A 24,408-nucleotide genomic window follows, 5' to 3' on the forward strand; every position below is an offset into this window, starting at 1 on the left:
CTAAAGTTTCGGAAGGGCGGGCAGACCGCCCAGGATCAGTTTGATGGCGAACTCGGCCGCGCCGGCGGTGTCGACGGGCCGGCGCTCCAGCATCTTGTCGCTGACCTCGCGGGCCACGGCGATGCAGGCGGCGGTCAGATAGTCCAGGTCGACGGCGGGCGCGTGCTCCAGGGCCAGCACCTTGGCGAAGCCTTCACGCACCTCGTCGAACACCGCCACGATCTCGGGCGTGGCGCGGGCGTGGGGGATCGGCTCGCCGGCCGGACGGTTCAGCCGCCAGGTCTCCTGCTCGGTGGCCACGAACTGGAAATAGGCCAGGATCGCGCCGCTGAGGAACGACTGGAAATCGACCGCCTTCTCGACCTGCTCGCGCAGCAGGGGCCGGAAACGCCGGGCGCCGTCGTCGGCCAGGGCGTCGAACACTTCTTCTTTGGACTTGTAATAGTTGTAGAAAGTCCCCGAGGCGAGGCCGGTGCGGCGGATGATGTCGCGAACCGTGGCGCCGTCATAGCCCAGGTCGCCGAATACTTCCCGCGCCGCATCCAGTATGGCCTGGCGGTTGGCGACCTTGGTCCGCTCGCGCTTGCCGGGCCGGTCGTCGACGACCGGCGCCGCGGGGAAATAGGCGATATTCGACATCAAACGCGACTCAGGAGCGAGGCGATCATGACGCCCCGTCATGATTTGAGCCTCATTCCGCCGCATGGGGCAAGACTTTCGCCGCGCGGGCCACGATCGCCATGCTGTTCCCTCCCGGGCGTCGTCGCCTCATGTGCAGACTGATCGCCGTTCACGGATGATGCGCCTGGCGCGCCGGGGGTCAATGCTGACGCTGGGGGAGCCAAGCCGCCCCGCTCAGAACCCCTTCGTCGGCTGCTCCAGCTCGTAGACCGCGTCGGTGATGCTCTCGATCTTCTTCTGGAACAGCGCCTGGGCGTCGTGGAGGCCCTGATTGTAATAGTACGGCCCCAGCCGCTCGGTGATGAAGTCGAGCAGGAACTGGGCGTCGAAGCCCTTCACCTCCAGATCCAGCTCGTCCTTCAGATAGCGCGACAGGCCGTCGGTCAGCTTGGCGCGGGTGTCCTTGTCGAGTTCGATCTTCGGCATGGCTCTCTAATTCTCCCTTCCCCCTTGATGGGGGAAGGGCGGGGTTGGGGGTGATGCGGCGGCGGATAGTGGCAAGGCCTCGCTCTTTTCGGAAGCGGTGTCACCCCCATCCCCAACCCTTCCCCCATCAAAGGGGGAAGGGAGTTCACGCCGAGACGGTCGAAACCACCTTGCCCTCAGCCCGCGCCGCGACCGGCAGCCGGTTCCCCGCCGCCTTCGCCCGCTTCTCGCCGCGCGCGATCTCCTTCTTCAGGTCCGCGCAATAGACGTTGAAATCCACCTGAATGGTGTGTCGCGCCGAGGCGTAGAACTGGCCCAGATGGCGGACCTCGTCCCTGGCGGTGATCCGGTCCATCTCGTCGGCCGAGGGCGGCGCATAGGTCCCCGCCAGATAGGCGGCGGCCAGCTTGGCCTGCTGTTCGGCGAAGTTGACCAGGGTCGGCAGGGGCTGGGCCAGGCCCATGAAGAACAGGTTGGGGACGTCCGGCTTCATCATCCGCTTGAACAGCGGAAAGCGGTGATCGGCGCCGGGCTGGATGGCCGGATCGTCGAAGAACGGGAAGCTGATCTTGTAACCGGTGGCGAAGACGATGGCGTCCACCTGTTCCACGCTGCCGTCGGCGAACCGCACATTGGGCCCCTCCAGCGCCGCGATGGCCGGCTTGAACTTGATGTCGCCGCAGCCGGCCCGGGTCAGGAACTCGCCGGACACCGAAGGGTGGGCCTCCAGCGGTTCATGGTCGGGCTTGGGCAGGCCGTAGTCTTCCATCCGGCCGATGGTCTTCTTCAGCACCGACCGCGACAGGGCCAGGCCCAGCTTGCGCGGCATCCAGGCCGGCAGGGCCGACTTGTCGGCCGGCTTGCCGTTCAGATATTTCGGAAACACCCAGACCCCGCGCCGGGCCGAGACCCACAGGTTTTTGGCGATCGGGCGTTGGGACAGCTCGCTGGCGATATCCATGGCCGAATTGCCCATGCCCACCACCACGACGTTCTTGCCGCGCATGTCGACGGGGTCGAACGGGTCGCTATAGGCGTGGGCGTGGAAGGCGACGCCGTCGAACTCGCCCGGATAGTCGGGCATGCGCGGGTCCCAGTGGTGGCCGTTGCAGACGAACAGCACGTCGTAGAGCCGCGTCTCGCCGCTTCCCAGCGTCACCGCCCACAGGCCGTCCTTGGTGCGGCGGGCGGTCTCGACCCGGGTGTTGAAGGTGATGGTCTCGCGCAGGCCGAAGTGGTCGACATAGTCCTTGAAGTACTGGTGCAGCTGGGCGTGATGGGGAAAGTCGGGCCAGTCGGCCGGGACCGGGAAATCCTCGAAGGCCAGACGCCACTTGCTGGTGTCGATATGCAGGCTCTCGTAGCAGGCCGACAGTCCGTTGGGGTTCTTGAAGTACCAATTGCCGCCGATGTCGTCGGACATCTCGAAGCAGTCATAGGGCACGCCCACGTCCTTAAGCCGCTTGGCCGTGGTGAAGCCGCTGCAGCCCGCGCCGATGATGCACGCCTTGGGAAGCTTGCCCGTCATGTCCCGCCCCGTCTGACTTATCGTTGTTCAGTAAAGCGTATCAGCGTTATTCCGGCCGTCAAACGGCTCCCCTGCGTCAAGGATGCTCCACAGCCGCGTGCGGCGGGATTAATCCTCCGCTAGGGTCTGGCGTTCGACACCCACGATCCCATTTGTCCCGACTCGATGCGCATACGAAGGCCAAGACCATGCACCGCCACGAACTGAAGACCTGGCCGCAGTATTTCGCCGCTGTCCGCTCGGGCAAGAAGCGCTTCGAGATCCGCCGCAACGACCGCGACTTCTCGGTCGGCGACATCCTGGTGCTGCGCGAATTCGACCCGGAAAGTGAAGTTTATACAGGCCAGATCGAAGAGCGTCAGATTACGTTTGTACTTTCAGAAGAGGACTACGGCGTCATCCACGGCTTCGTGGCCCTGGGCTTCGGCGAGGTCATGCCTCATGCCGACGCGTCGCCCGAGGGCAGGCTGACCGCCGACCAGCTGGCGACCTGGCACGAGACCCAGGCCTCGAACGCCACACTGCGCGCCCAGGACGCCCGCCGGGTCTCGGCCAGCTACGCGGCCCCCACGACGGGCCGGGCGGCCATGAGCGTCGCCGCTGACCGTCACGCGGGCGTCGCCGCCGCCGCCGAGGCCGAGGCCGGCTTCCACGCCGCCGCCGCCCTGATCGTGCGCAAGGCCTAGGACACGAAAAAGCCGCCGCCCGCGGGTGCGGACGGCGGCTTTTTGAAACCGGTGGGGCTGGCGGGCTTAGGCCGCTTCGCGGATGACGGCCGGGAACACGTCGTTCATGCGCAGATAGGTGATCAGGCGGTTTTCCATCGAGATGATCGCCTGGATGAAGCGCAGTTCCTCGACGCCTAGGTCGGGGGCCGGCTGCAGGTGGTCGCGCGACACGGTGAAGGTCTCGCTGACGGCGTCCACCAGGATGCCGGCCAGGCGGTCCTGGCACTCGACGACCACGATCACGTGGCGGGTCTCGGGGATGGTGACGCCAAGGCCCAGGCGGTTGCGCAGGTCGATGACCGGCATGATCGCGCCGCGCAGGTTGATGACCCCGCGCAGATAGGACGGGGCGTGCGGGATCGGCGTCGCCGGAGTCCAGCCGCGGATTTCGCGGACGGTCTTCACGTCGATGCAGAACTCCTGCTCGCCAATGCAGAAGGAGATCAGCTCAAGGGCCGGTTCGGCTTGATCGGTCATGGATAGGTCCCCTGAATACGGTTCACGGCGTCAGGTCGCGATCTTCACGCGCCCCAGGCCACGCTGACACAAGAGCCGATCCGCTCTTTAGCAACGGTTAACGGTGAGGCCGGAAAGGGCGCGATCGTTTGTCGCGCCCTCGTGGTGCTCAAGGTTCGGAAAGGCCCTCATCGCCGTCATCCGACAGGTTGAACTCGTACCAGACGCCGTTGAGCACGCCGAAGGCGACGGCCAGGCCCAGGCCCAGGATCCAAGCGAAATACCACATCGTCTCGTCTCCTCAGTAGAGGTCGGGGTTGGTGGTCAGGGCGTCCGTGGTGCTGCGTCCCCACAGAACCTTGTAGACCCAGGCGGTGTAGAGCAGCACCAGCGGCAGGAAGATCACCGTGACGATCAGCATGATGAACAGCGTCAGGTGACTGGACGAGGCGTTCCACACCGTCAGGCTCGAACGCGGGTCGATGGCGCTGGGCAGGATGAACGGGAACATCGACAGGCCGACGGTCGAAATGACCCCCAGGGTCGAAGCCGTCGATCCGGTGAACGACAGCGCAGCCTTGTCCAGCCTCAGGCCCAGCAGGGCCAGGGCGGCGCCGGCGAAGCCCAGGACGGGCGCCAGGATCATCCAGCCGTGGCGCACATAGTTGTCCAGCCAGGCGCCGGGCGCGGCGACGACGGCTGTCCGCAGCGGATTGGAGGGGCCGGCCGCGTCGGTCAGGCCTTCCAGGCGGAAGCCCAGTCCGCCGAAGGCGACATAGAAGCCGCCGGCGGCGAACAGCACGATGCTGGCCAGACCCGCGATCTCGCCAAAGCGTCGGGCGCGTTCAGTGACCGGTCCCACCTCGGCCTTCACGGTCAGCCAGGCCGCGCCGTGCAGCACCAGCATGGCCACCGAAAGCAGGCCGCACAGCAGGGCGAAGGGCGAGAACAGGCCCAGAAGCGAGCCCAGATAGAAGATCCGCAGGTCACTGTCGAAACGGAAGGGCGCGCCCTGCAGGACATTGCCGACCGCCACGCCGAACACCAGCACCGGCACGAAGCCGCCCACGAACAGCGCCCAGTCCCAGAAGGACCGCCAGCGCGGATCAGGCCGCTTTGAACGATATTTGAAGCCAACCGGCCGCAGGATCATCGCCGCCAGCACCAGGAACATCGCCAGGTAGAAGCCGGAGAAGCTGACCGCATAGACAAATGGCCAGGCCGCGAAGATCGCGCCGCCGCCCAGGATGAACCACACCTGATTGCCTTCCCAGGTGGCGCCGATGGTGTTGATGACCATCCGACGCTCCTCGTCGGTCTTGGCCACGAAGGGCAGCAGGGCGCCGACACCCATGTCGAAGCCGTCGGTAAGCGCGAAGCCGATCAGCAGCACGCCCATCAGCGCCCACCAGATGATCCGCAGGGTCGCGTAGTCGATTGGAAGGTCCATGACGGTCATTCCTCAGGCGACGGCCGGTTCGCCGACGGCGGAGGCGGCGGACGCCTCCTGATCGGCGAAGGGGCCCTTCTTGATGTGACGCAGGATCAGCCCGAACTCGACCACCGCCAGGGCGCCGTAGAGCAGGGTGAAGGCGATGATGGTGGTCCACAGCTGGGCGACGCTCAGGCTGGAGGCGCCCAGGAAGGTGGGCAGCACGCCCTCCACGGCCCAGGGCTGACGACCCAGTTCCGCCAGGACCCAGCCCAGCTCCGCCGCGATCCAGGGCAGCGGGATGGCCGCCACGGCCAGCACCAGGAACCAACGGGTCTGATGCTTGCGCAGGGTGACCAGGACAAAGGCCGTGGCGAACATGGCGATCATCAGGAAGCCGATGCCGGCCATGATGCGGAACGCCCAGAACATCACCGGGACGTTGGGCACCGTATCCCACGCGGCCTTCTGGATCAGCGCGGGGCTGGCCTGACGCGGATCGGCCACGTAGCGCTTGAGCAACAGGCCATAACCAAGGTTGCGGCGGTGCTGCTCGAAAGCGGCGCGGGCGGTGACATCCTTGGGATCGGCCTTGACCCGCTCAAGCGCGTCATAGGCCTTCACGCCGGACTCGATGCGGTCCTCCGCCACGGCGACGAGCTCGAAGATGCCCTCCACCGGCTTGTCGATGCTGCGCGTGGAGATCAGGCCCAGCACATAGGGAATCTTGACCTCGTAGTGGGTCTTGCGGTCGGCGAGACTGGGGATGCCGAAGGCGGTCAGGCCGGCTGGGGCGGGCTCGGTCTCCCACATGGCTTCCAGGGCCGCGAGCTTCATTTTCTGGTTGTCGGTGAGGGCGTAGCCGCTCTCGTCGCCCAGCACGACCACCGACAGGGACGAGGCCAGACCGAAGGCGGCGGCAACGGTCATCGAGCGCTTGGCGACACCGATGTGCTTGCCCTTCAGCAGATACCAGGCCGAGACCCCCAGCACGAAAACGGACGCGATGACGTAGCCAGCGCTGACGGTGTGGACGAACTTGGCCTGGGCGACCGGGTTGAACAGCACCGCGCCGAAGTCGGAGACTTCCATGCGCATGGTGTCGGGATTGAACGCCGACCCGACCGGGTTCTGCATCCAGCCATTGGCGATCAGGATCCACAGGGCCGAGAAGTTGGTCCCGACCGCGACCATGAAGGTCACGAAAAGGTGGCCCACCCGCGACAGCTTGTCCCAGCCAAAGAACATCAGGCCGACGAAGGTGGCCTCCAGGAAGAAGGCCATCAGGCCCTCGATCGCCAGCGGCGCGCCGAAGATGTCGCCGACATAGTGCGAGTAGTAGGACCAGTTCATGCCGAACTGGAATTCCATGGTCAGGCCCGTGGCCACGCCCAGGACGAAGTTGATACCGAACAACCCGGCCCAGAACCGCGTGACGGTTCGCCAGATTGGACGCTTGGTCATCACGTAGATGCTCTCCATGATGACGAGCATGAACGAGAGCCCCAAGGTCAGAGGCACGAAGAGGAAGTGGTACAGCGCGGTCAGCGCGAACTGCAGCCTCGAGAGATCGACGACGGCGGGGTCCATGCACAGCTCCGAAACGGACGGCGAATGATCACGCCGACCGAGAGCACTGCCCTAGGCCGGTCCAGCCACGAAGGCCTTGATCCAGATCAAGGCCAACGAGCGCGGTCAAACTACACTAGAGCCATGCAAGCTCGTCCAGCGCTTATCGCTGGCCCCTCTCAGGTCGCGATAAGATTGAAGAGCCTCGCAAGGGCCGGCGCAAACCCCCTGCGCCACGCTCGCGCGTGGATCCTGCTGGATGGGGCGGCGGCCGTCGCCTTCGCCGCCGCCCTGGCCTGCGCCATCGACGCCCTGGCCACAGGACGGGGCTTTCAGGGATGGCTGGCGCTGCTGGCCGTGGCCATGATCGCTCGCGGCGTGATGGCCAAGCTGGCCGGTGAAGCCGGCGCGAGAGCCGCCGCCCAGGTCAAGACCGTCGCCCGCCACGACGCCGCCGCCGCGCTGATCGGTCGCAGGCCCGGCGCCGCGATGTCGAGCGGCGATGCGACCACCGCCGTCGTCGAGGGCGTCGAGGCGCTGGACGGCCATGTCTCACGCTTTCTGCCGGCGCGGTTCGCGGCGACCGCCACGCCGCTGGCCCTGATCGCCGTCGCCGCCGTCGCCAGCCCGATCGCCGCCGGTATCCTTCTGGGGGCCCTGATCCCCTTCATCATCGCCATGGCCCTGGCGGGCACGGCGGCGGCCGCCGAATCCCGCGCCCAGTTCGTCGCCCTGGAGCGTCTGTCGGGCCTGTTCCTCGACCGGGTGCGCGCCCTGCCGGTGGTGCTGGCCTTCCAGGCCGAGAGCCGGATCACGCGCGACCTGGCCCGCTCCGCCGACGAGCTGGCGACCCGCACCATTCGCGTCCTACGGGTGGCCTTCTTCTCGTCCGGCGCGCTGGAATTCTTCGCCGCCCTGTCGGTGGCCCTGGTGGCGGTCTATTGCGGCTTCAACCTGCTGCGCCTCCTGCCCTTCCCGGTTCCGGAGCAGCTGGACCTCAAGCGCGCCTTCTTCGTTCTGGCGCTGGCGCCGGAAGTCTATCTGCCGATGCGCCGCCTGGCCGCCGCCTATCATGACCGGCAAGCCGCCGAGGCCGCGACCGCCAGCCTGATCGCCCTGCCCTGCCCGCAACCGCGCCCGGCCGCGCCGATCCTGACCGCGCCGCCCGTGATCCGGTTCAGCGGGGTCAGCGTCCACTATCCCGACGCCGACGCGCCGACGCTGCGGGACTTCGATCTGGAGATCCCGGCCGGAAAGATCGTCGCCCTGCTGGGTCCCAGCGGCTCGGGCAAGACCTCCCTTCTGAATCTGCTGCTAGACCTGGCGCCGCTCAGCGCCGGCGCGGTGCTGATCGACGGCCGCCCGCTGGCGGAGCTTGGCGCGCTGTCGGGCCAGATCGCCTGGGCCGGCCAGCACCCGCTGATCACGCCGGGCTCGCTGGCCGACAACATCGCCCTGGCCCACCGCGACGCGACCCGCGAGCAGATCGAGGTCGCCGCCCAGCGCGTGGGCCTGGCCGGCGCCCTGGCCGTGCGGCCGGGCGGCCTGGACGCCTGGCTGGACGAACGCGGCGGCGGACTTTCGGGCGGCGAGCGCCGGCGGCTGTCCCTGGCCCGCGCCATCCTGAAACCCGGGCCGATCCTGCTGATGGACGAGCCCACCGCCAATCTCGACGCCGCCGCCGAGGCCGACCTGCTGGCCGCCCTCCGCGAGGCCGCCGTGGGTCGCACCACCCTGATCGCCACGCACTCGCAGGCGGTGGCCGACCTGGCCGACCACGTGGTGAGACTGACATGAGCGCCTCGCCGCTTCAGGCCCTGATCCGCGCCCAGCGTCGCCGCCATGCCGAGGGCCTGATGTTGGCCGCCGCCTGCGCCGCCGTCGTCGGAGGCGCCTCCACCCTGCTGCTGGGCCTGTCGGGCTGGTTCATCACCGCCTCGGCCCTGGCCGGGCTGGCGGGGCTGGCCACGGCCCAGGCCTTCAATGTGCTGCTGCCCAGCGCCGCCATCCGCCTGCTGGCCATCCTGCGCACCGGCGCGCGCTATGGCGAACGCCTCAGCGCGCATGCCGCCGCCCTGCGGTCGCTGGCCGCGATCCGGCCGGTCCTGTTTTCCGCGCTCGCCGCCGCCCCGCCCGCCAAGGCCCTGGCCCTTTCCGGCGGCGAGGCTTCAGCCCGTCTGGTGCAGGATGTCGATGCGGTCGAGACCCGGTTCGTGCGGCTGTCAGCGCCCTGGGGCGCGGGCGCCGCCGTCGCCGCGGGGGTCACGCTGGGCGCGCTGTCGGGCTGGACGACGGCCCTTGCGATCCTGCTGTCGGCCGCCGCCGCGATCCTGGTCGCCCGCGCCCTGGCCCGCCGCATCTCCGCCCCCGCCGGGCGCGAAATCCAGACCCGGATGGGCGCGCTGAAGGACGTCGCCGCCAGTCTGTCCGCCGCTTCGCCCGAACTGCGCGCCTATGGCCTGGAAGCCTGGGCCAGCCAGACGCTGGCGACGCAGGGCGAGGCCGTCGATGAGGCCCGACTGAGCGCCGCCCGCGCCAAGGGGTGGATCGCCTTCTCGCAGGCCGCGATCCTCGGCCTGGCGGTCGTCATCGCCGTGGTCCTGGCCGTCCCGGCCGGCCCGGCGCTGGCGGCGCTGGCCGGTCTGGCGGCCGCGATGGCGGTGGAAGGTGTCTCCAACCTCGCCGCCGCCTTCGACCAGGATGGCGCCGCCGACCAGGCGGCCGAACGTCTGGACACCGCGCTGCGGTACGCCCCGACGGAGACCGCCACGCCCGGCCCGGCGGCGCCCGGGCTGCGACTGCTGGATCAGGACTTCGCGCCGGGAGACCGCATCGCGATCACCGGACCGTCCGGGGCCGGCAAGACGACACTGCTGGAGCGCCTGGTTGCCCTGCGCCCCAGCGCGCCCGGAACGCTCGCGCTGGGCAGCGCCGATCTGGCCGGTCTTGACCCGGCGACGGCGCGCGCGGCCTTCGCCCTGGCGCCCCAGGACGCCGCCCTGATCGCCGGCACCGTGGCCGACAACCTGCGTCTGGCCGCGGCGGACGCTTCCGAAGACGAGATGTGGGCCGCCCTTCACGACGCCGCCCTGGACGACCGCATCCGCTCGGCGCCCACGGGTCTGAACGCCTGGCTCGGCGACAATGGCGAGCGCCTCTCCGGCGGGGAACGGCGGCGACTGTCCCTGGCCCGCGCCCTGCTGCGGCCCGCGCCGTGGTTGTTGCTGGACGAACCGACCGAGGGCCTGGACGCCGCAACCGAAGCCGTGGTTCTGGACCGGCTGGCCGCGCGGCTGGACCGCACCGGCCAGGGCTTGGTGCTGGTCAGTCACCGGCCCGCGCCGCTGGCGATGTGCGGGCGGACGCTGACCGTGTCCGCCCCGCTCGCCCTAGTTCCTGTTGGCGTGGATATAGACGCTGAACAGCACGACCGCGAACACCGAGAAGGCGCCGACGACCAGTGAAAGATATGCGAATTGTCCGCCCGACATGGAGGCTCTCCCTTGCTGAAATCGCAAAGCTGAACCGGGCGGGGATCGAACGCTTTGACCTCGATCAAGGGCCCGTAGCGGCCGGCTGGTCATGACGCCTCGCGCAGATCCAACCCTCGGCTATAAGAGCCCAACAGCGCTCTCGCGCGACTGAGACACGACACGATGGCGGTCCGGCCGACCCCTTACCCCCTGTTCAGCGACCCGCGACCTGGTCCCTACGTCGTGGCCGCCGTGGCGATCGCGGCCACCTTCGTGCTGCGGCTGTCTCTGGGCGAGGCGTTCACGGCGGCCTCGTCCTTCCTGTTGTTCATTCCCGCCGTCCTGGTCAGCGCGGCGCTGGGCGGCCTGATTTGCGGCCTGTTCGCCACGGTCTGCGCCAGCGTGGCGGTCGGCCTGGTGACCCAGGACGACGCGCCGACCCTGGTCGGCGCTCTGAGCAGCGTGATCTTCCTGATTGTCGGCATGGGCATGGCCATCGGCGGTGGCTGGTTCCACGCGGCGCGGCGGCGGGCGGCGGCGACCAACGCCCACCTGCAGTCGATCCTCGACACCGTGCCCGACGCCGTCGTGGTGATCGACCGCGAAGGGATCATGACCTCGTTCAGTCCGGCCGCCGAGCGCCTGTTCGGCTGGACGGCCGCCGAGGCTATCGGCCAGAACGTCAACCTGCTGATGCCCAGCCCCAACCGCCAGGCCCACGACGGCTTTCTGCGCCGCTACGCCGTGACCGGCGAGAAGCGGATCATCGGTGTGGGTCGCGTCGTGGTGGGCGAGCGCAAGGACGGCTCGACCTTTCCGATGGAGCTGGCGGTCGGCGAGACCAAGGGTCCCCGCCCCTCCTATACCGGCTTCATCCGCGACCTGACCGATCGCCAGCAGACCGAGACCCGCTTGCAGGAGTTGCAGAACGAGCTGGTCCACGTTTCGCGCCTGACAGCGGTGGGCGAAATGGCCTCGGCCCTGGCCCACGAGCTGAACCAGCCCCTTTCGGCCATCGCCAACCTGCTGACCGGTTCACGCCGGCTGATGGATCGCGGCCGCCCCGCCGATCAGGCCAAGGTGCGCGACGCCATCGATCGCGCCGCCGCTCAGGCCCTGCGCGCCGGCGACGTCATCCACAAGATGCGCGATTTCGTGCGGCGCGGGGCCAGCGAACGCGAGGTCGAAAGCCTGTCCAAGCTGGTCGAGGAGGCCAGCGCCCTGGCTCTGATCGGCGAAAAGGAACGCCAGGTCGATGTGCGCCTCTCGCTGGATCCCCAGGCTGACCAGGTGTTCGCCGACCGCGTGCAGATCCAGCAGGTGCTGCTGAACCTGATCCGCAACGGCATCGACGCCATGGAAAACATGCCGCGCCGCGAACTGGTCATCGCCAGCGATCTGACCGAAGAGGGCTGGGCCCGGGTCAGTGTCACCGACAGCGGCGCCGGCATCACCGACGCGGTGCGCGACAAGCTGTTCCAGCCCTTCATGACCACCAAGCCCCAGGGCATGGGCGTGGGGCTTTCCATCTCGCGCTCGATCATCGAGGCTCATGGCGGACGGATCTGGGCCGAGCCCAATCCGGGCGGCGGAACCATCTTCCGCTTCACCCTGCCGCCGGCCGACCAGGAGGACGACATCCATGACTGAGGCCGTGGTTCATGTGGTCGATGACGACGAAAGCGCCCGGGAGTCCCTGGCCTTCCTGCTGGAGTCCGCCGACTTCCAGGTGGTCGCCTATGACAGCGCGCCGGCCTTCCTGGACGCCCTGCCGACCGCCAGGCCGGGCTGCGTGATCACCGATGTGCGCATGCCCGAGATGAGCGGCCAGGAACTGGTCGCCCGGCTGGCGGCGCTGAACGCCCGCATGCCCGTCATCATGATTACCGGCCACGGCGACATCCCGATGGCGGTGGAGGCCATGCGATCGGGCGTCGTGGACTTCATCGAAAAGCCGTTCTCGGAAAGCCGCATCCTGGACGCCCTGAAGCGGGCCATGAACGCCATCGAGGCGCCGGGCCTGTCGGGCGACCAGACCGAGATTCTACATCGCCTCGACACCCTGTCGGAGCGCGAACGCCAGGTGCTGGACGGCGTCGTCGCCGGCCATCCCAACAAGGTCATCGCCCGTGAACTGGGGATCAGCCCGCGCACCGTCGAAATCTATCGCGCCAAGCTGATGACCAAGATGCATGCCGACAACCTGGCCGCCCTGGTGCGGATGACCCTGTCGGTGCGCAGCTAGCCGACCGCGAGCGCGTCGGCGATCTGCCGGCTGAGCGCGTCGTTCATCAGAGGCTTTTCGACGACCCTGACCCTGGCCCCGATCGGCTGGCGGCGCGTCTGGCCCGCCGACATCAGGATCACGGGCGCGCGTCGCCGACCCAGCAGGGCCTTCAGGCGGGCGTCGCAGGCCGTCTCGTCCAGCACGAAACAGGCGGAGCCCAGGCGGTTCCAGCACGCCAGCAACGCCTCGGCCTCGCCAAAGACGCTGACCCGGTAACCCTCGGTCTCCAGGGAAAAGCGCAGGGCCTCTCGCAGGGCCTCGTCTTCATCGAGAACCACGATCAGGGGGCGCCGGGCGCGCTCGCCATCCAGGGCGTTGGAAACACCGCACATGGGATGAGCAGAGCATGCCCACCCGGACCTCGCCTTGATCGAGCGCAAGCCTGATCGCGAAAAGCTCCGCAGCCGCGCTTAAGTAACGCCCCTTAGGCGTCGCACCCGAATTTACCCCGCGTCCCGCGAGTCCCAGAACAACATCCAATAAGGGGCCGCCACATGCTTTCTCCGCTTCGCCACTCTGACGTTCCGTCCCAGATTTTCGCGCCGTTCGGCTTTACCGGGCCGTGCCTGCGCCATGCCCGCGACGAAGAGATCTTCGGCGAGGGCGAAAGCGCCGACCACGTCTATCAGGTCATTTCCGGCTCGGTTCGCACCTGCCGGACCCTGCGCGATGGGCGGCGGCAGATCGACGAGTTCCACTTCGCCGGCGACTATTTCGGTATCGAGCCCGGCGACCTGCACCGGGTGTCGGCCGAGGCCATGACTGAAACCACCGTGCGCATGGTGCGGCGCGGCGCGCTCAGCCAGCTGGCCGCCCAGCGCTCCGATGTCGCCCAGGCGCTGTTTCGCCTGACGGTCGAGGGTCTGAAACGCAGCCAGGACCATGTGCTGATGCTGGGTCGCAAGTCGGCGCGCGAGCGGGTGGTCGGCCTGCTGGTCGATCTGGCCGATCGCACCGGCGGTGATGAGCTGGACATCCCGATGTCGCGGCAGGACATGGCCGACTATCTGGGCCTGACGATCGAGACGGTGTCACGCACCCTCACCCAGCTTCAGGCCGACGGGGTGATCGCCATTCCGACCACGCGTCACATCGTGCTGCGCGACCGCGCGGCCCTGCGGCGGCTGTCGAATTAGCCGCCTTCGTCGCTGCGTTCGAGACTGGCCAGGGTGGCCTCTTCCTGCGGGTCGGCGTCGCTGATCTTGCGCAGGGCCGCCTGGCGCAGGGCGTAGACCAGCAGGCCCAGCAGGATCACGGCGTTGAGCACGAACGGCCCCCAGCCGATCCAGCGATAGAGCATCACGAACAGCGGGCCGAACACGACGTTGAGGCCGTTGATGGCGGCGATCGCTCCGGCGGCGCCGGCCTGGTCCTTGGCGCCCACCGACAGCGAGGCGCCGGCCGTAAAGCCCGGCCGCGCGAAGCCGTAGCCCAGATTGGCGATGGCGAAACCGATGGCCACGGCCGCGTAGTCCGGCGCGAAAGCCACGATCACATTGCCCACGGCCGCCGCCGCCACGCCCCAGCGCATCAGATCGCGCGGGCGCATCGAAAACATCCGGATCAGGCCCCACTGGGCCAGCAGGCCGGCCACCGCCCCGGCCGCCATGGCCAGGGTGATGTAGCCCTGGGCCTGCATCGGCGGCAGCTGCAGCTTGTCGATGATCAGAAAGCCCAGGGTCTGGGACTGGGCGGTCTGGCATGAGGCCACCAGAAAGCCGTAGATCAGGAACGGCTTGAGGCGCGGGTCCTTCCAGAGGGCGGCGCTCTCGCCCCGAAACGACAGGCCAAAGCCCCGGCGCGGCGGCGTATCAACCACGCCCGGCTTGAAGGTTTCGGGCAGGCCGCGCTGAACGACAATGACCATGATCCCGGCCAGAATGGCGAAGGCGTACATTGGCCCCGCCAGCCCCACCACGGGCAGGACAAACAGCGGCGCCAGCAGGGGCCCAACCACCGTGCCCAGACCGAAGGCCCCGGCCAGGGTGGCCATGCTCTGGGTGCGCTCCTCGCGGCTGGTGCGCTCGGCCATATAGGCCTGGGTGGCGGGATTGGACGCGGATCCGAACAGGCCAAACAGCGCTCGCGCCATCAGGAACAGCACGAAGATCACCATGGGTGCGACAACATGATGCAGGCCGGCGCTGACCACGATGGCGCACAGGGTCATGGACACGCAGAAGCCGACCAGACCCAGCAGGATCAGCGGCTTGCGGCCATGCAGGTCGGACTGTCGGGCCCAGAACGGCGAACTGACGGCCCACAGCACCGCAGACAGCGAGAAGATCGCCGCCACCAGCACATCGGGGATGCCGATCTGCCGCCCGATGGCCGGCAGCACCGACCACATGCCGCTGTTGCCCATGGCCGAGACCACCGACACCCCGAAGAGGATCGCGAAGGCGCCCCGGTTGCTCCGGGCTTCTTGTGCGGCGCTAGACATCAAACGACTGTTAGGCCGCTCGCCGCCCGCGTGCAACTCGCCACCGGCCCACGTCCGGGAACCTTGGCTTAATCATTAATCGCGATGATGCCGCATCAATTCTCGGGGTCGGCTTTCCGTCATGTTCCAGATCATCGGCATCGTCCTGCTCTTCGCCCTGGTCTTCGGCAGCTACATCATCTCCGGCGGCAAGATGGACGTGATCCTTCACGCCGCCCCGCACGAGCTGATGGCGATCGGCGGAGCCGGCGTCGCCGCGTTCCTGATCGCCAACTCGATGACCGTGATCAAGGGCACGGGCGCCGCCTTCGGTAAGATCTTCGCCGGCCCCAAGTGGAAGGCCTCCGACTATCGCGACCTGCTGGCCCTGCTGTTCCTGCTGACCAAGACGATGAAGTCCAAGGGCGTCATCGCCCTGGAAAGCCACATCGAAAAGCCGCACGAGAGCTCGATCTTCTCGCGCTATCCCAAGATCGCCAAGGACCACTTCGCCGTCGACTTCATCTGCGACACCCTGCGGATGATGACCATGAACCTGGAAGATCCCCACCAGGTCGAGGACGCGATGGAGAAGCAACTCGAAAAGCACCATCACGAAGCCCACGGTCCGGCCCACGCCCTGACGCAGCTGTCCGACGGCCTGCCCGCCCTGGGTATCGTCGCCGCCGTGCTCGGCGTCATCAAGACCATGGGCTCGATCACCGAGCCGCCGGCCGTCCTGGGCGGCATGATCGGCGGCGCTCTGGTCGGCACCTTCATGGGCGTGTTCATGGCCTACGGCCTGGTTGGTCCCATGGCGACCCGCCTGGCGGCGGTGATCGACGAAGACGCGGCCTTCTACAAGATCATCCAGGCCGTCCTGGTCGCCCACCTGCACGGCAACGCCGCCCAGATCTCGGTCGAGATCGGTCGCGGTAACGTGCCCAGCACCGCCCAGCCCAGCTTCCTGGAGCTGGAAGAAGCCCTTTCGCAGATCCCCAACGACGCCTGATAGGGCCTTCCGAGTCTGTCGCCGAAGTAATCACGGGGGCGTGAACTCACGCTTGCGCGCCCGTTCGAACCGGTATTCCCTGCGAAAGGCAGACGCCGCGCGGAACAGTGCGCGACGCGCCAGACCAACAGCCGCAAGGGATTTCCCATGAGCACCACCGTTCTTCGTACGCTCCTCATCGCCGGTGTGGCCGTATCGGCCCTCTCGCTCGCTGCCTGCGGCAAGAAGGAAGAGGGCGGCGAAGCCTCGACGGCCGCCGCCGAGGCCGCAGCCGCGGGCGCCAGCACGGTGACCGACGCCGCCGCCGCCAAGGACCAGGCCGCCGCTGACGCCAACAAGGCCGCCGCTGACGCCGCCGCCGCCCCGGCCGCCGAGGGCGACGCCATGGCCGCCGCCGAAGGCCCGGCCTCCCCGGCCAAGGAACCGGCCCAGCCGGCCGCCGCTCCGGAAGAGAAGAAGGCCGCGCACTAGTCCGCAGGCCACACTCCAGATCAAAGGGGTCGTCCTCGCGGGCGGCCCCTTTTTTCGTGGGCGCACCACGTCGCCCGTGTCTTGACAGGATGGCGGCCCGGACGGCTCTAGCGCCTGATGACCGACGCCCCGCCCGAAGACGCCTCGCCCCTCGTCTGGAACGAGGACGGCCTGCCGCGCTCACGGCTGTATGGCGATGTCTATTTCTCCAGCGCCGATGGCCTGGCCGAAACCCGGGCCGTGTTCCTGACCGGCTGCGGCATGCCGGAAAGTTTCGCGGGGCGCGACCGGCTGGTGGTCGGCGAGCTGGGCTTTGGCACGGGCCTCAACATCGCCGCCCTGCTGGATCTTTGGCGGCGTGAAGCCCCTGCCCAGGCGCGACTGCACATCTTCTCGATCGAAGCCCATCCGATCAGCCGCGAGGACGCCGCCCGCGCCCTGGCCGTCTGGCCCGAACTAGGCGAGGCCGCCCAGGCCCTGCTCGACCAGTGGCCGGGTCAGGCCCGGGGCTTCCATCGCGTTGACCTGCCAAGCTTCAACGCCACCCTGGATCTGGCGGTCATGGACGTGCGCCAGGCTCTGGACAGCTGGGACGGCGCGGCCGACGCTTGGTTCCTGGACGGCTTTTCGCCCGCCCTCAATCCGGCGATGTGGAGCGAGGACATCCTGGCCGCCGTGGCCACCCGCTCGGCGCCGGGCGCGCGGGCCGCCACCTTCACCGTGGCCGGCGCGGTGCGCCGAGGCCTGCAGGCGGCCGGCTTCGAGATCGCCAAGCGCCCCGGCTTTGGCCGCAAGAAGGATCGGCTGGAGGCCTGGCTGCCAGGCGAAGCGCCCACCCCTACCCGCCCCGCCGGCCTGGCGATCATCGGCGGCGGGATCGCCGCCGCCGCCCTGGCCCGCGCCGCGGCGTCACAGGGCCTGAAAGCCACCATCATCGACGCCGACGAGGCGCCGGCCTCGGGCAATCCCGCCGCCCTGGTCACCCCGGCCCTCGACGCCGGCGGCGGACCCCGCGCCGCGTTTCCCGCCCAGGCCTTCGCGCGGGCGGTGCAGCTGTATGAAGCCCTGCCCGGGGCCGTGATCGCGCGCGGCGTGCTGCAACTGGCCCAGACCCCGCAGGTCGCCGATCGCTTCACCGTCATCGCCGGGCAGGACATCTTCGAGCAGGAGTCGATGACCCTGCTGGCCTCGGCGTCAGACCGCCTGGGCGAGCCGGTCGGCGCCGCCCTGGCCATGGCGAGCGCTCTGGTCGTCGAGCCGCGCGCGATCCTGGACGCCTGGCGTGGCCAGATCATCACGGCGCAGGTCCACGCCCTGGAGCGCGACGCCGACGGCTGGCGGCTGCTCGACGCGGCGGGGGCCGAGATCCTGCGCGCCGACCTGGTCGTGGTCGCGGCCGGCGCGGGGCTGGGCGGCCTTCTGCCCGACCTGCGCTATCGCCCCGTGCGCGGCCAGGCCAGCTGGACCGCCGTTGCCGAGGGCCCCGGCCGGACCGCGGCGGCGTTCGGCGGCTACGCCATACCGACCCGCGACGGTCTGCTGTTTGGCGCCACCCACGACCGGGACGTGCTGGACACCGAAGAGCGCCCCGAGGATCACGCGCGCAATCTGGAGACCCTGGCCAAGGGCCTGCCTGCGCTGGCCGCCCGGCTGGTCGGGGCTCCGCTGTCCGGGCGCGCCGCAACCCGCGTCACCACGGCAGACCACCTGCCGCTGGCGGGTCGACTGGCGGACGGACTGTTCGTGCTGGGCGGTCTGGGCGCGCGAGGGTTCTGCCTGGCGCCCTTGCTGGCCGAGCACATCGTGGCCGTGGCGACCGGCGCGCCGTCGCCTCTCCCGCGCGAATTGTCGCGGTTGGTCTCACCGGGCCGTTTTGACTCGCCCGTGGCGAGAGCCGGCGTATAGTCGAGCTTGGAATTGGACTCACGGGTCCGCGTGATCGAGCTTTTGTCAGGCCAGTTCGGGCTGACGAAGGGCGTCCGCCTCCGAAGACGGCGCCCGAAGACGTGAGGCCGACTCCCCCAGTCGGCCCATGGCGGCGGCCTCTTCGCCCTCTGGGCCGCCGACGGTGACGCTCCCGACGCCCCATCGGGAGCGTCTTTCGTTTTGGATGACCTTCAAAGAAAAAGGGCCCGACCTTTCGGTCGAGCCCCAATCTTCTCGTCTGACGTCGATCTTAGAAGTTGATCGAGATCGTCGAACGACGGTTCAGCGGTTCCTTCACGCCATCACCGGTGGCGACGGCGGGAGCGCTTTCGCCCTTCCAGTCAACAGCCACGGCAGTGGCGGCGACGCCCATACCCACCAGACCATCGGCGACGGCCTTGGCGCGGCGTTCCGACAGACGGGCGTTGTAGCGGTCCGAACCCGACGTATCGGTGTGACCCGTGATCGTCAGCTTGGTGGCCATGCCGGCCTTGGCGTAGTCAGCGGCCTGTTGGACCACCGACTGTGCTTCCGGCGTCAGGACGTACTGATCGAACGGGAAGTAGACCACGAACTCGCGCGCTTCATAGACCGGAGCCGGCGGCGGGGGCGGGGGAGCCGGCGGCTCGGGCGGGGGAGCCGGGGGAGCCATCGGGGGCGGGGGCGGAGGAGCCGGCGGGGGCGGCGGCGCGCCGAAGGTGTAGCGCACGCCCAGGGTCACCGAGGTGTCCTTGTATTTGCCTTCATAGATGCCCGTGTCGGTGATCGAGCCGACGCCCGGGCCGGCGTTCTGCGTCACCTGACCCCACTTGAGGTCCTTGGTGGCCAGATAGCGGCCGGTCAGGTCCATGCTCCAGTTGGGGGCGAAGTCCCAGGCCAGACCCAGCAGACCCTGATAGGCGAAGGCCTGATCAACGTCGTCGAAGCTGACATTCTGGAACGGCGCGCCGCCGGCCGGAACGCCGCTCAGCTGACCATAGACCTTGTTATGCACCCAGGCCACGCCGGCGCCCGCGCCGATGAACGGATGGAGGCTCGACTCCGGCATGAAGTCATAGATGACATTGGCCATCGCCGTGGTGGCCTTCATCTCGCCATTCGGCTCGCCGCAATCGGGCGACGCCGCGGTGCGGACCGGGCCGGCGGTGCAGAGACCGATCGGCTGGGCGCCGGAAAGTCCCGAACCGCGAACGCCGTCAATGTCGGCGCCGCGATAGCCGTATTCGGCTTCAACGCGCCAGTTGGGCGAGAACTTGTAGCCCAGACGACCAAAGGCCGCCCAGTCTTCCTTCTGGGAGAAGTCCCAGTTGTACCCCGTGGACGACGTCGCCTTGACGTCCTTGGGCATGTGGTAGCCGGCGTCGCCAGCAACGTACCAACCGCTCGTCGCGCTTTGAGCTGACGCGCTCGTGGCGACGCAAAGCGCGACCACCGCGACGCCGGCCAACAATTGGAATCTCATGGTTTGCACCCTCGCTAGAATTGTCGTGGAGCCGACCCATAAGGCGGACCCGACAGGACAAACGCGGCAGCGGGGATTTCGTATGTGGCAAAACAGCCACATTTGAGGAAAAGGGCCTATTCGGTCCCGGAACCGTGTCGGCGGGGATGTCCGGAGACGTCGACCAGCCGAGCTGAAACACGCGCCAGACCGAACAGCGCGAGCGTGGTCAGGGGATTTGATTAGAAGGGAATGGTGGACGCGACAGGGCCGATTGGGTGGGTTTTTCCACGGTCGTCCAACGGACCCGTTTGACCGTCTTCCACCGTCTCTGCGGCAGTGTTGATGATGGCTTCGTCGGCCATGTTTGGACCTCGCGAGACTCGGGTGTGGGATGGCCGGTAGGCTGGCGATCTTGAGCAGGCGAGGTCAATGGCCTGGCTGGTAGCGAAGGCTACCGGTCGGGTGATCACGCCGTCGCGACGGTCTCGCCACGGCCAGCCTGGACCGTCTGCATCGACCGCTTGACGCTGGTCACGGTCATCGGCGACGCGGCGTGCAGCCGGGCGGTGGCGCGGATACCCAGACCGTCTTTCAACGACTTCTTGATCGCGGCCAGGCGTTCGTCGGTCATCGGTTTGCGACCGCTCTTCTTGGTCGTGCGACGCAGGCCCGCCATGACGCGCTCACGGATCATGCTGCGCTCGAACTCGGCGAAGACCGACAACATGCCGAACATCATCCGGCCGCTCGGCGTGGATGTGTCGATCCCCTGCTGGTGCAGATACAGGTCCACGCCCTTGGCCTGGATGTCGCCGAGGAAGGCCACCAGATCGCTCAGGGACCGCCCTAAACGGTCAACGGACCATGCGGCGATCAAGTCGATTTCCCGGCGGCTGACGGCCTTTAGAAGGGCGTCGTAGGCGGGTCGTTGATCACGCCCCTTGGCCCCGCTGATCCCCTCGTCGGTGTGGACGGCGACGACGATCCAGCCGGATCGTTGGGCGACCGCGTGAAGCTCTCGCAGTTGGTTCTCGACCGTCTGATTACGGTCGGTGCTGACCCTCGCGTAGATCGCCACTCGTTTCAGGGATGGTCTCCAGGGCCGTTGATGACGGTGGTCAGATTCTCATGGATCGGCCATCCAGCCAATCTCTATATGATGTTTCTATTTGCACATCATATCCTTGACGGTCACGAGGTTGGTCCACATATGATGTCTCCATATCGACATCATGTAGAGGGACTCGCATGAGTGACTTCGGGCTATCCACCTTCCAAGCCTCCGATCTGGGCAAAGAGATTGAGCCGATCATCTACGACCCGGAAACGGTCAACGATATGCGGGTTCTGGCCAAGTACGGCTTCGCGCCGGTGCTCGCCCTCGATGCCCGGTTGGCTCACCTGAAGCCCCGAGTTGGCACGCGCGAAGTCAACTCTTTGATCGGTCGCTGGGCCTATCAGGTGATTGGCGAGGCCGAGTTCGACGTCACAGGCCGCACCAAGCTGGACGGCGTGGTGTTCAACACCGGTGCCACTTTCACGTTACGCCCCAAGGAAGCGTATCGCATCGAACGCCTTGAGCCCCGTCCCGGCGGCGTCGAGTACCCGGTCAGAGGGCCGAGCGGTTATGAACTGGTCGCGCCTGGCCTTCCCAAGGAAGAGCGGACGAAATCCGACCACGCCAAACACGTTGCCACGCTCGCCGAGGCCGTGCTGCTCATCAAGAAGGGCTACTCGATCCGCATGGGGCGGAAGGGCGTGCGTTCGTCCTTCATCAGCGAGAAGAGCCTGAAGATCACCAAGCTCTAATCGTCCGCTGGGGCCGACCAAGCTGTTCCTTGAAACGGATGGTTCTGATCACACGATTCCGGGGGTGCCAGATCGAGGCCCAGCAACGGATTCTGTCCGCCGTTTATAGAGGGGGTTTTGTCACGCGGCTCGAACGAGCGCGCAGTCTCTCAACTCGCGATCTAGCTCTGTCGCCAGCCCATCGAGGCTCTTGCGGAAATCCGGCGGGAGCAAAGCAAGGAACGCCGTGCTCTCATCGATGTCGTGCTGTTCGCAGCCACGGCCACCTCGGGCCATCAACAGGGAGTCGATGATCCGCTCGGCCGGAAGGTCTGGCAGGAGAGACTTGGCGATCAACGGCCGCATCGTCCGGACCAAGTCGTCGAAACCTTGGTCTTCGAGCGTCTTGTAGAAGTTGAGGAACCGGGCGCGGCGGTCGTTCCCCGACACGGCTAGACCCCGCTGGGCGAAGCTGTCGAAGACCGTCCATCCGTCCGGCTTCAGGAACCACATGAACTTGCTCATCGCGGAAACCTGAACGGTCCCGGTGTAGGTCTCGCGCTGCGCCTTCTGGGCAAGGGCGAGACACTTCCCGGCCTTCAAGTTGAGACCATCGGGCCAATCCTGTGCGGCCGCATTCAGCAGGTTGCAGATCGAGTCCGCTTGGGAATCTGGCTCCTCCAGCCCGGGCATGCCCCGGCTCACTCCATACGGGCGGGCAATGGCCCGCAGAACCGGCGCCGTGAACTGGCCCTGTGCCTTTTCTAGCGCTCCGAGAAAGGGACCATCCACGGCCAGCCACCAACGGGCATAGGCGAGCGTGGCCCAATAGACCTGCCGAGCCTTCCACTCCTCACATGGGTCCGCATCGCTCAATGGAAGCCTCGGACGGCGGCGTTGACGACCATTGCGGCCATGAGGAGGAACAGCCCGACACAGGCCCAGCCGAGCCATGTCAGCGAATTGAGCGCGCCTGCTCGGCGTCGGTTCTTTGGCATACATCCCCCGAAATCACCGAAACCGTAGCCTTCTCGGGCTGGTTCGCCAATCGGGCGAGCGGACCTGTACGACCGATCCTGTCAGAGCTTGGCCACAGGTATGTGGCCCGGTTAGGGTCGATCAAACGGGGGCAACGGCGAATGTACAAGGCCAAGTCGGCGTCGATGATGAGAGGCGCGAAGATGCGCGCCTTGTTCTCCCCAAGGCCTAGCCCTCCACGCCGTCCGAACCTCAACGCCAAGATCACCGTCGGCGAACTGATCCAGTTCAACTCGGCCACGATCAGCCGGGAAGCCTTCCCTTCTCGTCAGACCAACTCCAACTCATCTTCAATGCCCCGATCTATAGGGGGTGCGTTGATGATGAGTGGCACTTCGCGACGCCGGGGCCGAACCGCCCACGGCGCGGACGGTTTTGGATTCCTCTGATCGCCCTGTTCAGCGGCATGCGTCTGAACGAGATTTGCCAACTCGACGTCGCCGATATTCAAGAGATAGGGGGCTTCGCGAGTATCCAAGCCCTTCGGAAGGCCTTCGTCATCGCGCTCTACCATCACTGGGAGCGGATTATCCGCCAGTGGACGCATGCACCGTCGAAATGTGTGCACGCTGATCTGGTGAAGCTGGTCGTGGCCAAGGGCGTTCTCCCGCCTGAGCGGTTCGAGCACGTCTACCACCTGAACAACATCCTCAAGCACAACAGTGACAAATCGGGCCCGCAGCTTCTCGATTCGTGGCCCGAACTCTTCTGGAAGCCGGACAAGCTCAAAGAGCGTGTGGCCAAGGGCGACGGTCGGCTTCTGTGGCAGAACACAATCACGATCTCAGGCCCGCAAATGGATGAAATCTTCGTCGCAATACGAGCAAGCGATCCCGTCGCCAATCGCGTAGACGTTGCCGGGCACTAGGGCTCTTGATGACCGACTTACCGGAACCCCTCCCACTTTCGGACCGTATCCGATCTGCGGAAATCACGTTGGTCGTGGCCATGCGGCCAGCCTCATCTCGATGATCCCAGATGTGGCTGGCGTAATTGGCCTCGTTGCTCGCGCAGGCATGGCCGTTGGCGTTGCCGAAGGCGTTCACGGTGGGGGACCGATAGGCCGATCGGATCGCGATCCGGCCGAACGTCGCATTGAGGGGTTCGAGGAGGTCTTCGCACAGGCGCGTTCCCGCCTCGATGGCGAGGTCGGGGTTCTCGGGGATGTTGGCCAGCCCGTGGACGTTGGCGATCTCGCTGTAGAGGAAGTCGCGCATGAAGAAGTTGCGGGACAGCCGAACCCGGCCGAGGCCTTCCAGCTTGGCGACGGATTTGGGGACCTTCATCCCTAGGCCTTCTCAGAGGTGCGCGGGTTGCCGGTGACCCGCCCCATTGCGGTCAGTCGGCGCGCGATCTCTTCCCGGGTCAGCGGTCCTTCACGAGGTAGCCCCGGGTCAACCGAACTGGCCGGTAAAGGGGGTTTCGGCTGCTGGACGGGTTTGGATTTCGACGACACAAGCCGCAATAGCAGGACGGTGAGCCGCTCGTCCCACCGCTCATCACAGGCGGTTCGGAAGCCATTGCGATTGAGGTACGTCGCGATCTGAAGCGGCGTGCAGTAGCCCGCCTGACGTGCCTGTCGGATGGCTGGACGCAGTTGAGCAAGGAAGCCGCTTGTCTCGGTCGCGGACTGGATCGAGAACACTCAGGTCTGTCGCCGGATTGCGGTCGATCCAGCCCTCGTTGACCGCAAACGTCAGGAGAGCACGAAGTTTCGCCATGTAGCC

26 protein-coding genes are annotated in these 24,408 nt (G+C 67.2%); 11 read left to right on the forward strand and 15 right to left on the reverse strand.

What is annotated here, in order from left to right; all coding sequences use genetic code 11:
* The 3 genes from ACW17V_RS16180 to ACW17V_RS16190 form a co-directional block, all read right to left on the reverse strand.
* Complete coding sequence (locus tag ACW17V_RS16180) at window positions 1-639, reverse strand: TetR/AcrR family transcriptional regulator (RefSeq protein ID WP_492106082.1); 639 nt, start codon at window positions 637-639, stop codon at window positions 1-3.
* Between the two features lie 216 nt (window positions 640-855).
* Window positions 856-1,107, reverse strand: a complete 252-nt coding sequence (locus ACW17V_RS16185) for a DUF2164 domain-containing protein (RefSeq protein ID WP_492106083.1) — start codon at window positions 1,105-1,107, stop codon at window positions 856-858.
* A 145-nt stretch (window positions 1,108-1,252) separates the two neighbouring features.
* Window positions 1,253-2,635 (reverse strand): flavin-containing monooxygenase, encoded by a 1,383-nt coding sequence (locus ACW17V_RS16190; protein ID WP_492106084.1) that lies wholly within the window; start codon window positions 2,633-2,635, stop codon window positions 1,253-1,255.
* A 188-nt stretch (window positions 2,636-2,823) separates the two neighbouring features.
* Between ACW17V_RS16190 and ACW17V_RS16195 the strand changes: the two genes are divergently transcribed.
* On the forward strand, window positions 2,824-3,321 hold the full coding sequence (locus ACW17V_RS16195) for an ASCH/PUA domain-containing protein (RefSeq protein ID WP_492106085.1): 498 nt from the start codon (window positions 2,824-2,826) through the stop codon (window positions 3,319-3,321).
* Between the two features lie 66 nt (window positions 3,322-3,387).
* Here the strand turns inward: ACW17V_RS16195 and ACW17V_RS16200 are convergent, their stop codons facing one another.
* From ACW17V_RS16200 to ACW17V_RS16215, 4 genes are all read right to left on the reverse strand, one after another.
* On the reverse strand, window positions 3,388-3,840 hold the full coding sequence (locus ACW17V_RS16200; protein ID WP_492106086.1) for a chemotaxis protein CheW: 453 nt from the start codon (window positions 3,838-3,840) through the stop codon (window positions 3,388-3,390).
* A gap of 148 nt (window positions 3,841-3,988) precedes the next feature.
* A complete protein-coding gene (gene cydX, locus ACW17V_RS16205; protein WP_419252411.1) occupies window positions 3,989-4,108 on the reverse strand; it encodes a cytochrome bd-I oxidase subunit CydX in 120 nt (39 codons plus the stop codon).
* A gap of 12 nt (window positions 4,109-4,120) precedes the next feature.
* The gene (cydB, locus tag ACW17V_RS16210; protein WP_492106087.1) at window positions 4,121-5,269 is read right to left on the reverse strand and encodes a cytochrome d ubiquinol oxidase subunit II; all 1,149 of its coding nucleotides are present in this window, start codon (window positions 5,267-5,269) and stop codon (window positions 4,121-4,123) included.
* A gap of 12 nt (window positions 5,270-5,281) precedes the next feature.
* On the reverse strand, window positions 5,282-6,841 hold the full coding sequence (locus ACW17V_RS16215) for a cytochrome ubiquinol oxidase subunit I (protein ID WP_492106088.1): 1,560 nt from the start codon (window positions 6,839-6,841) through the stop codon (window positions 5,282-5,284).
* A gap of 123 nt (window positions 6,842-6,964) precedes the next feature.
* On the opposite strand from ACW17V_RS16215, the gene cydD reads away from it, so the two are divergent.
* The 4 genes from cydD to fixJ all read left to right on the forward strand — a co-directional run bounded on the left by cydD (window position 6,965) and on the right by fixJ (window position 12,538).
* Window positions 6,965-8,617 carry a thiol reductant ABC exporter subunit CydD gene (gene cydD, locus ACW17V_RS16220; protein ID WP_492106089.1) on the forward strand — a complete coding sequence of 551 codons (1,653 nt, stop codon included), beginning with the start codon at window positions 6,965-6,967 and terminating at the stop codon, window positions 8,615-8,617.
* Window positions 8,614-10,284, forward strand: a complete 1,671-nt coding sequence (locus ACW17V_RS16225; RefSeq protein WP_492106090.1) for an amino acid ABC transporter ATP-binding/permease protein — start codon at window positions 8,614-8,616, stop codon at window positions 10,282-10,284. Before cydD ends, ACW17V_RS16225 begins: the two co-directional genes overlap by 4 nt.
* A 192-nt stretch (window positions 10,285-10,476) precedes the next feature.
* Window positions 10,477-11,943 (forward strand): PAS domain S-box protein, encoded by a 1,467-nt coding sequence (locus tag ACW17V_RS16230; RefSeq protein ID WP_492106091.1) that lies wholly within the window; start codon window positions 10,477-10,479, stop codon window positions 11,941-11,943.
* Window positions 11,936-12,538: a response regulator FixJ gene (fixJ, locus tag ACW17V_RS16235; protein ID WP_492106092.1), complete on the forward strand. Its 603-nt coding sequence runs from the start codon at window positions 11,936-11,938 to the stop codon at window positions 12,536-12,538. Before ACW17V_RS16230 ends, fixJ begins: the two co-directional genes overlap by 8 nt.
* Here fixJ and ACW17V_RS16240 read toward each other — a convergent pair.
* Entirely contained in the window at window positions 12,535-12,912 is a 378-nt protein-coding gene (locus ACW17V_RS16240; RefSeq protein ID WP_492106093.1) for a response regulator, read from the reverse strand. The two genes, fixJ and ACW17V_RS16240, sit on opposite strands and share 4 nt — an antisense overlap.
* 162 nt (window positions 12,913-13,074) lie before the next feature.
* On the opposite strand from ACW17V_RS16240, the gene fixK reads away from it, so the two are divergent.
* Window positions 13,075-13,716 carry a transcriptional regulator FixK gene (gene fixK / locus ACW17V_RS16245; RefSeq protein WP_492106094.1) on the forward strand — a complete coding sequence of 214 codons (642 nt, stop codon included), beginning with the start codon at window positions 13,075-13,077 and terminating at the stop codon, window positions 13,714-13,716.
* Here fixK and ACW17V_RS16250 read toward each other — a convergent pair.
* Window positions 13,713-15,023: an MFS transporter gene (locus ACW17V_RS16250; protein ID WP_492106095.1), complete on the reverse strand. Its 1,311-nt coding sequence runs from the start codon at window positions 15,021-15,023 to the stop codon at window positions 13,713-13,715. The two genes, fixK and ACW17V_RS16250, sit on opposite strands and share 4 nt — an antisense overlap.
* 121 nt (window positions 15,024-15,144) lie before the next feature.
* Here ACW17V_RS16250 and motA point away from each other — a divergent pair, with 121 nt between their 5' ends.
* The 3 genes from motA (at window position 15,145) to mnmC2 (ending at window position 18,390) form a co-directional block, all read left to right on the forward strand.
* Window positions 15,145-16,014 carry a flagellar motor stator protein MotA gene (motA, locus tag ACW17V_RS16255; RefSeq protein WP_492106096.1) on the forward strand — a complete coding sequence of 290 codons (870 nt, stop codon included), beginning with the start codon at window positions 15,145-15,147 and terminating at the stop codon, window positions 16,012-16,014.
* A 147-nt stretch (window positions 16,015-16,161) separates the two neighbouring features.
* Window positions 16,162-16,485: a hypothetical protein gene (locus ACW17V_RS16260; protein ID WP_492106097.1), complete on the forward strand. Its 324-nt coding sequence runs from the start codon at window positions 16,162-16,164 to the stop codon at window positions 16,483-16,485.
* Between the two features lie 117 nt (window positions 16,486-16,602).
* A complete protein-coding gene (gene mnmC2 / locus ACW17V_RS16265) occupies window positions 16,603-18,390 on the forward strand; it encodes a tRNA (5-methylaminomethyl-2-thiouridine)(34)-methyltransferase MnmC2 (RefSeq protein ID WP_492106098.1) in 1,788 nt (595 codons plus the stop codon).
* A gap of 271 nt (window positions 18,391-18,661) precedes the next feature.
* On the opposite strand, the gene ACW17V_RS16270 is transcribed toward mnmC2, so the two are convergent.
* From ACW17V_RS16270 to ACW17V_RS16280, 3 genes are all read right to left on the reverse strand, one after another.
* Window positions 18,662-19,873, reverse strand: coding sequence for an OmpA family protein (locus tag ACW17V_RS16270; RefSeq protein WP_492106099.1), 1,212 nt, complete (start codon window positions 19,871-19,873; stop codon window positions 18,662-18,664).
* Window positions 19,874-20,094: 221 nt separating this feature from the next.
* On the reverse strand, window positions 20,095-20,217 hold the full coding sequence (locus ACW17V_RS16275; RefSeq protein WP_492106100.1) for a hypothetical protein: 123 nt from the start codon (window positions 20,215-20,217) through the stop codon (window positions 20,095-20,097).
* 104 nt (window positions 20,218-20,321) lie between these two features.
* The gene (locus tag ACW17V_RS16280) at window positions 20,322-20,933 is read right to left on the reverse strand and encodes a recombinase family protein (protein ID WP_492106101.1); all 612 of its coding nucleotides are present in this window, start codon (window positions 20,931-20,933) and stop codon (window positions 20,322-20,324) included.
* Window positions 20,934-21,103: 170 nt separating this feature from the next.
* Here ACW17V_RS16280 and ACW17V_RS16285 point away from each other — a divergent pair, with 170 nt between their 5' ends.
* Entirely contained in the window at window positions 21,104-21,664 is a 561-nt protein-coding gene (locus ACW17V_RS16285) for a hypothetical protein (protein WP_492106102.1), read from the forward strand.
* Window positions 21,665-21,784: 120 nt separating this feature from the next.
* Here the strand turns inward: ACW17V_RS16285 and ACW17V_RS16290 are convergent, their stop codons facing one another.
* Window positions 21,785-22,519, reverse strand: coding sequence for a hypothetical protein (locus tag ACW17V_RS16290; protein WP_492106103.1), 735 nt, complete (start codon window positions 22,517-22,519; stop codon window positions 21,785-21,787).
* 568 nt (window positions 22,520-23,087) lie between these two features.
* On the opposite strand from ACW17V_RS16290, the gene ACW17V_RS16295 reads away from it, so the two are divergent.
* Window positions 23,088-23,549, forward strand: coding sequence for a hypothetical protein (locus ACW17V_RS16295; protein WP_492106104.1), 462 nt, complete (start codon window positions 23,088-23,090; stop codon window positions 23,547-23,549).
* On the opposite strand, the gene ACW17V_RS16300 is transcribed toward ACW17V_RS16295, so the two are convergent.
* Together ACW17V_RS16300 and ACW17V_RS16305 are read right to left on the reverse strand one after the other, a co-directional pair.
* A complete protein-coding gene (locus ACW17V_RS16300; RefSeq protein WP_492106105.1) occupies window positions 23,458-23,967 on the reverse strand; it encodes a hypothetical protein in 510 nt (169 codons plus the stop codon). The genes ACW17V_RS16295 and ACW17V_RS16300 overlap by 92 nt on opposite strands.
* Before the next feature lie 2 nt (window positions 23,968-23,969).
* Complete coding sequence (locus ACW17V_RS16305; protein WP_492108856.1) at window positions 23,970-24,326, reverse strand: hypothetical protein; 357 nt, start codon at window positions 24,324-24,326, stop codon at window positions 23,970-23,972.
* Window positions 24,327-24,408: the final 82 nt, after the last annotated feature.

The organism is Caulobacter sp. FV2ye17ST (genome assembly GCF_058680955.1).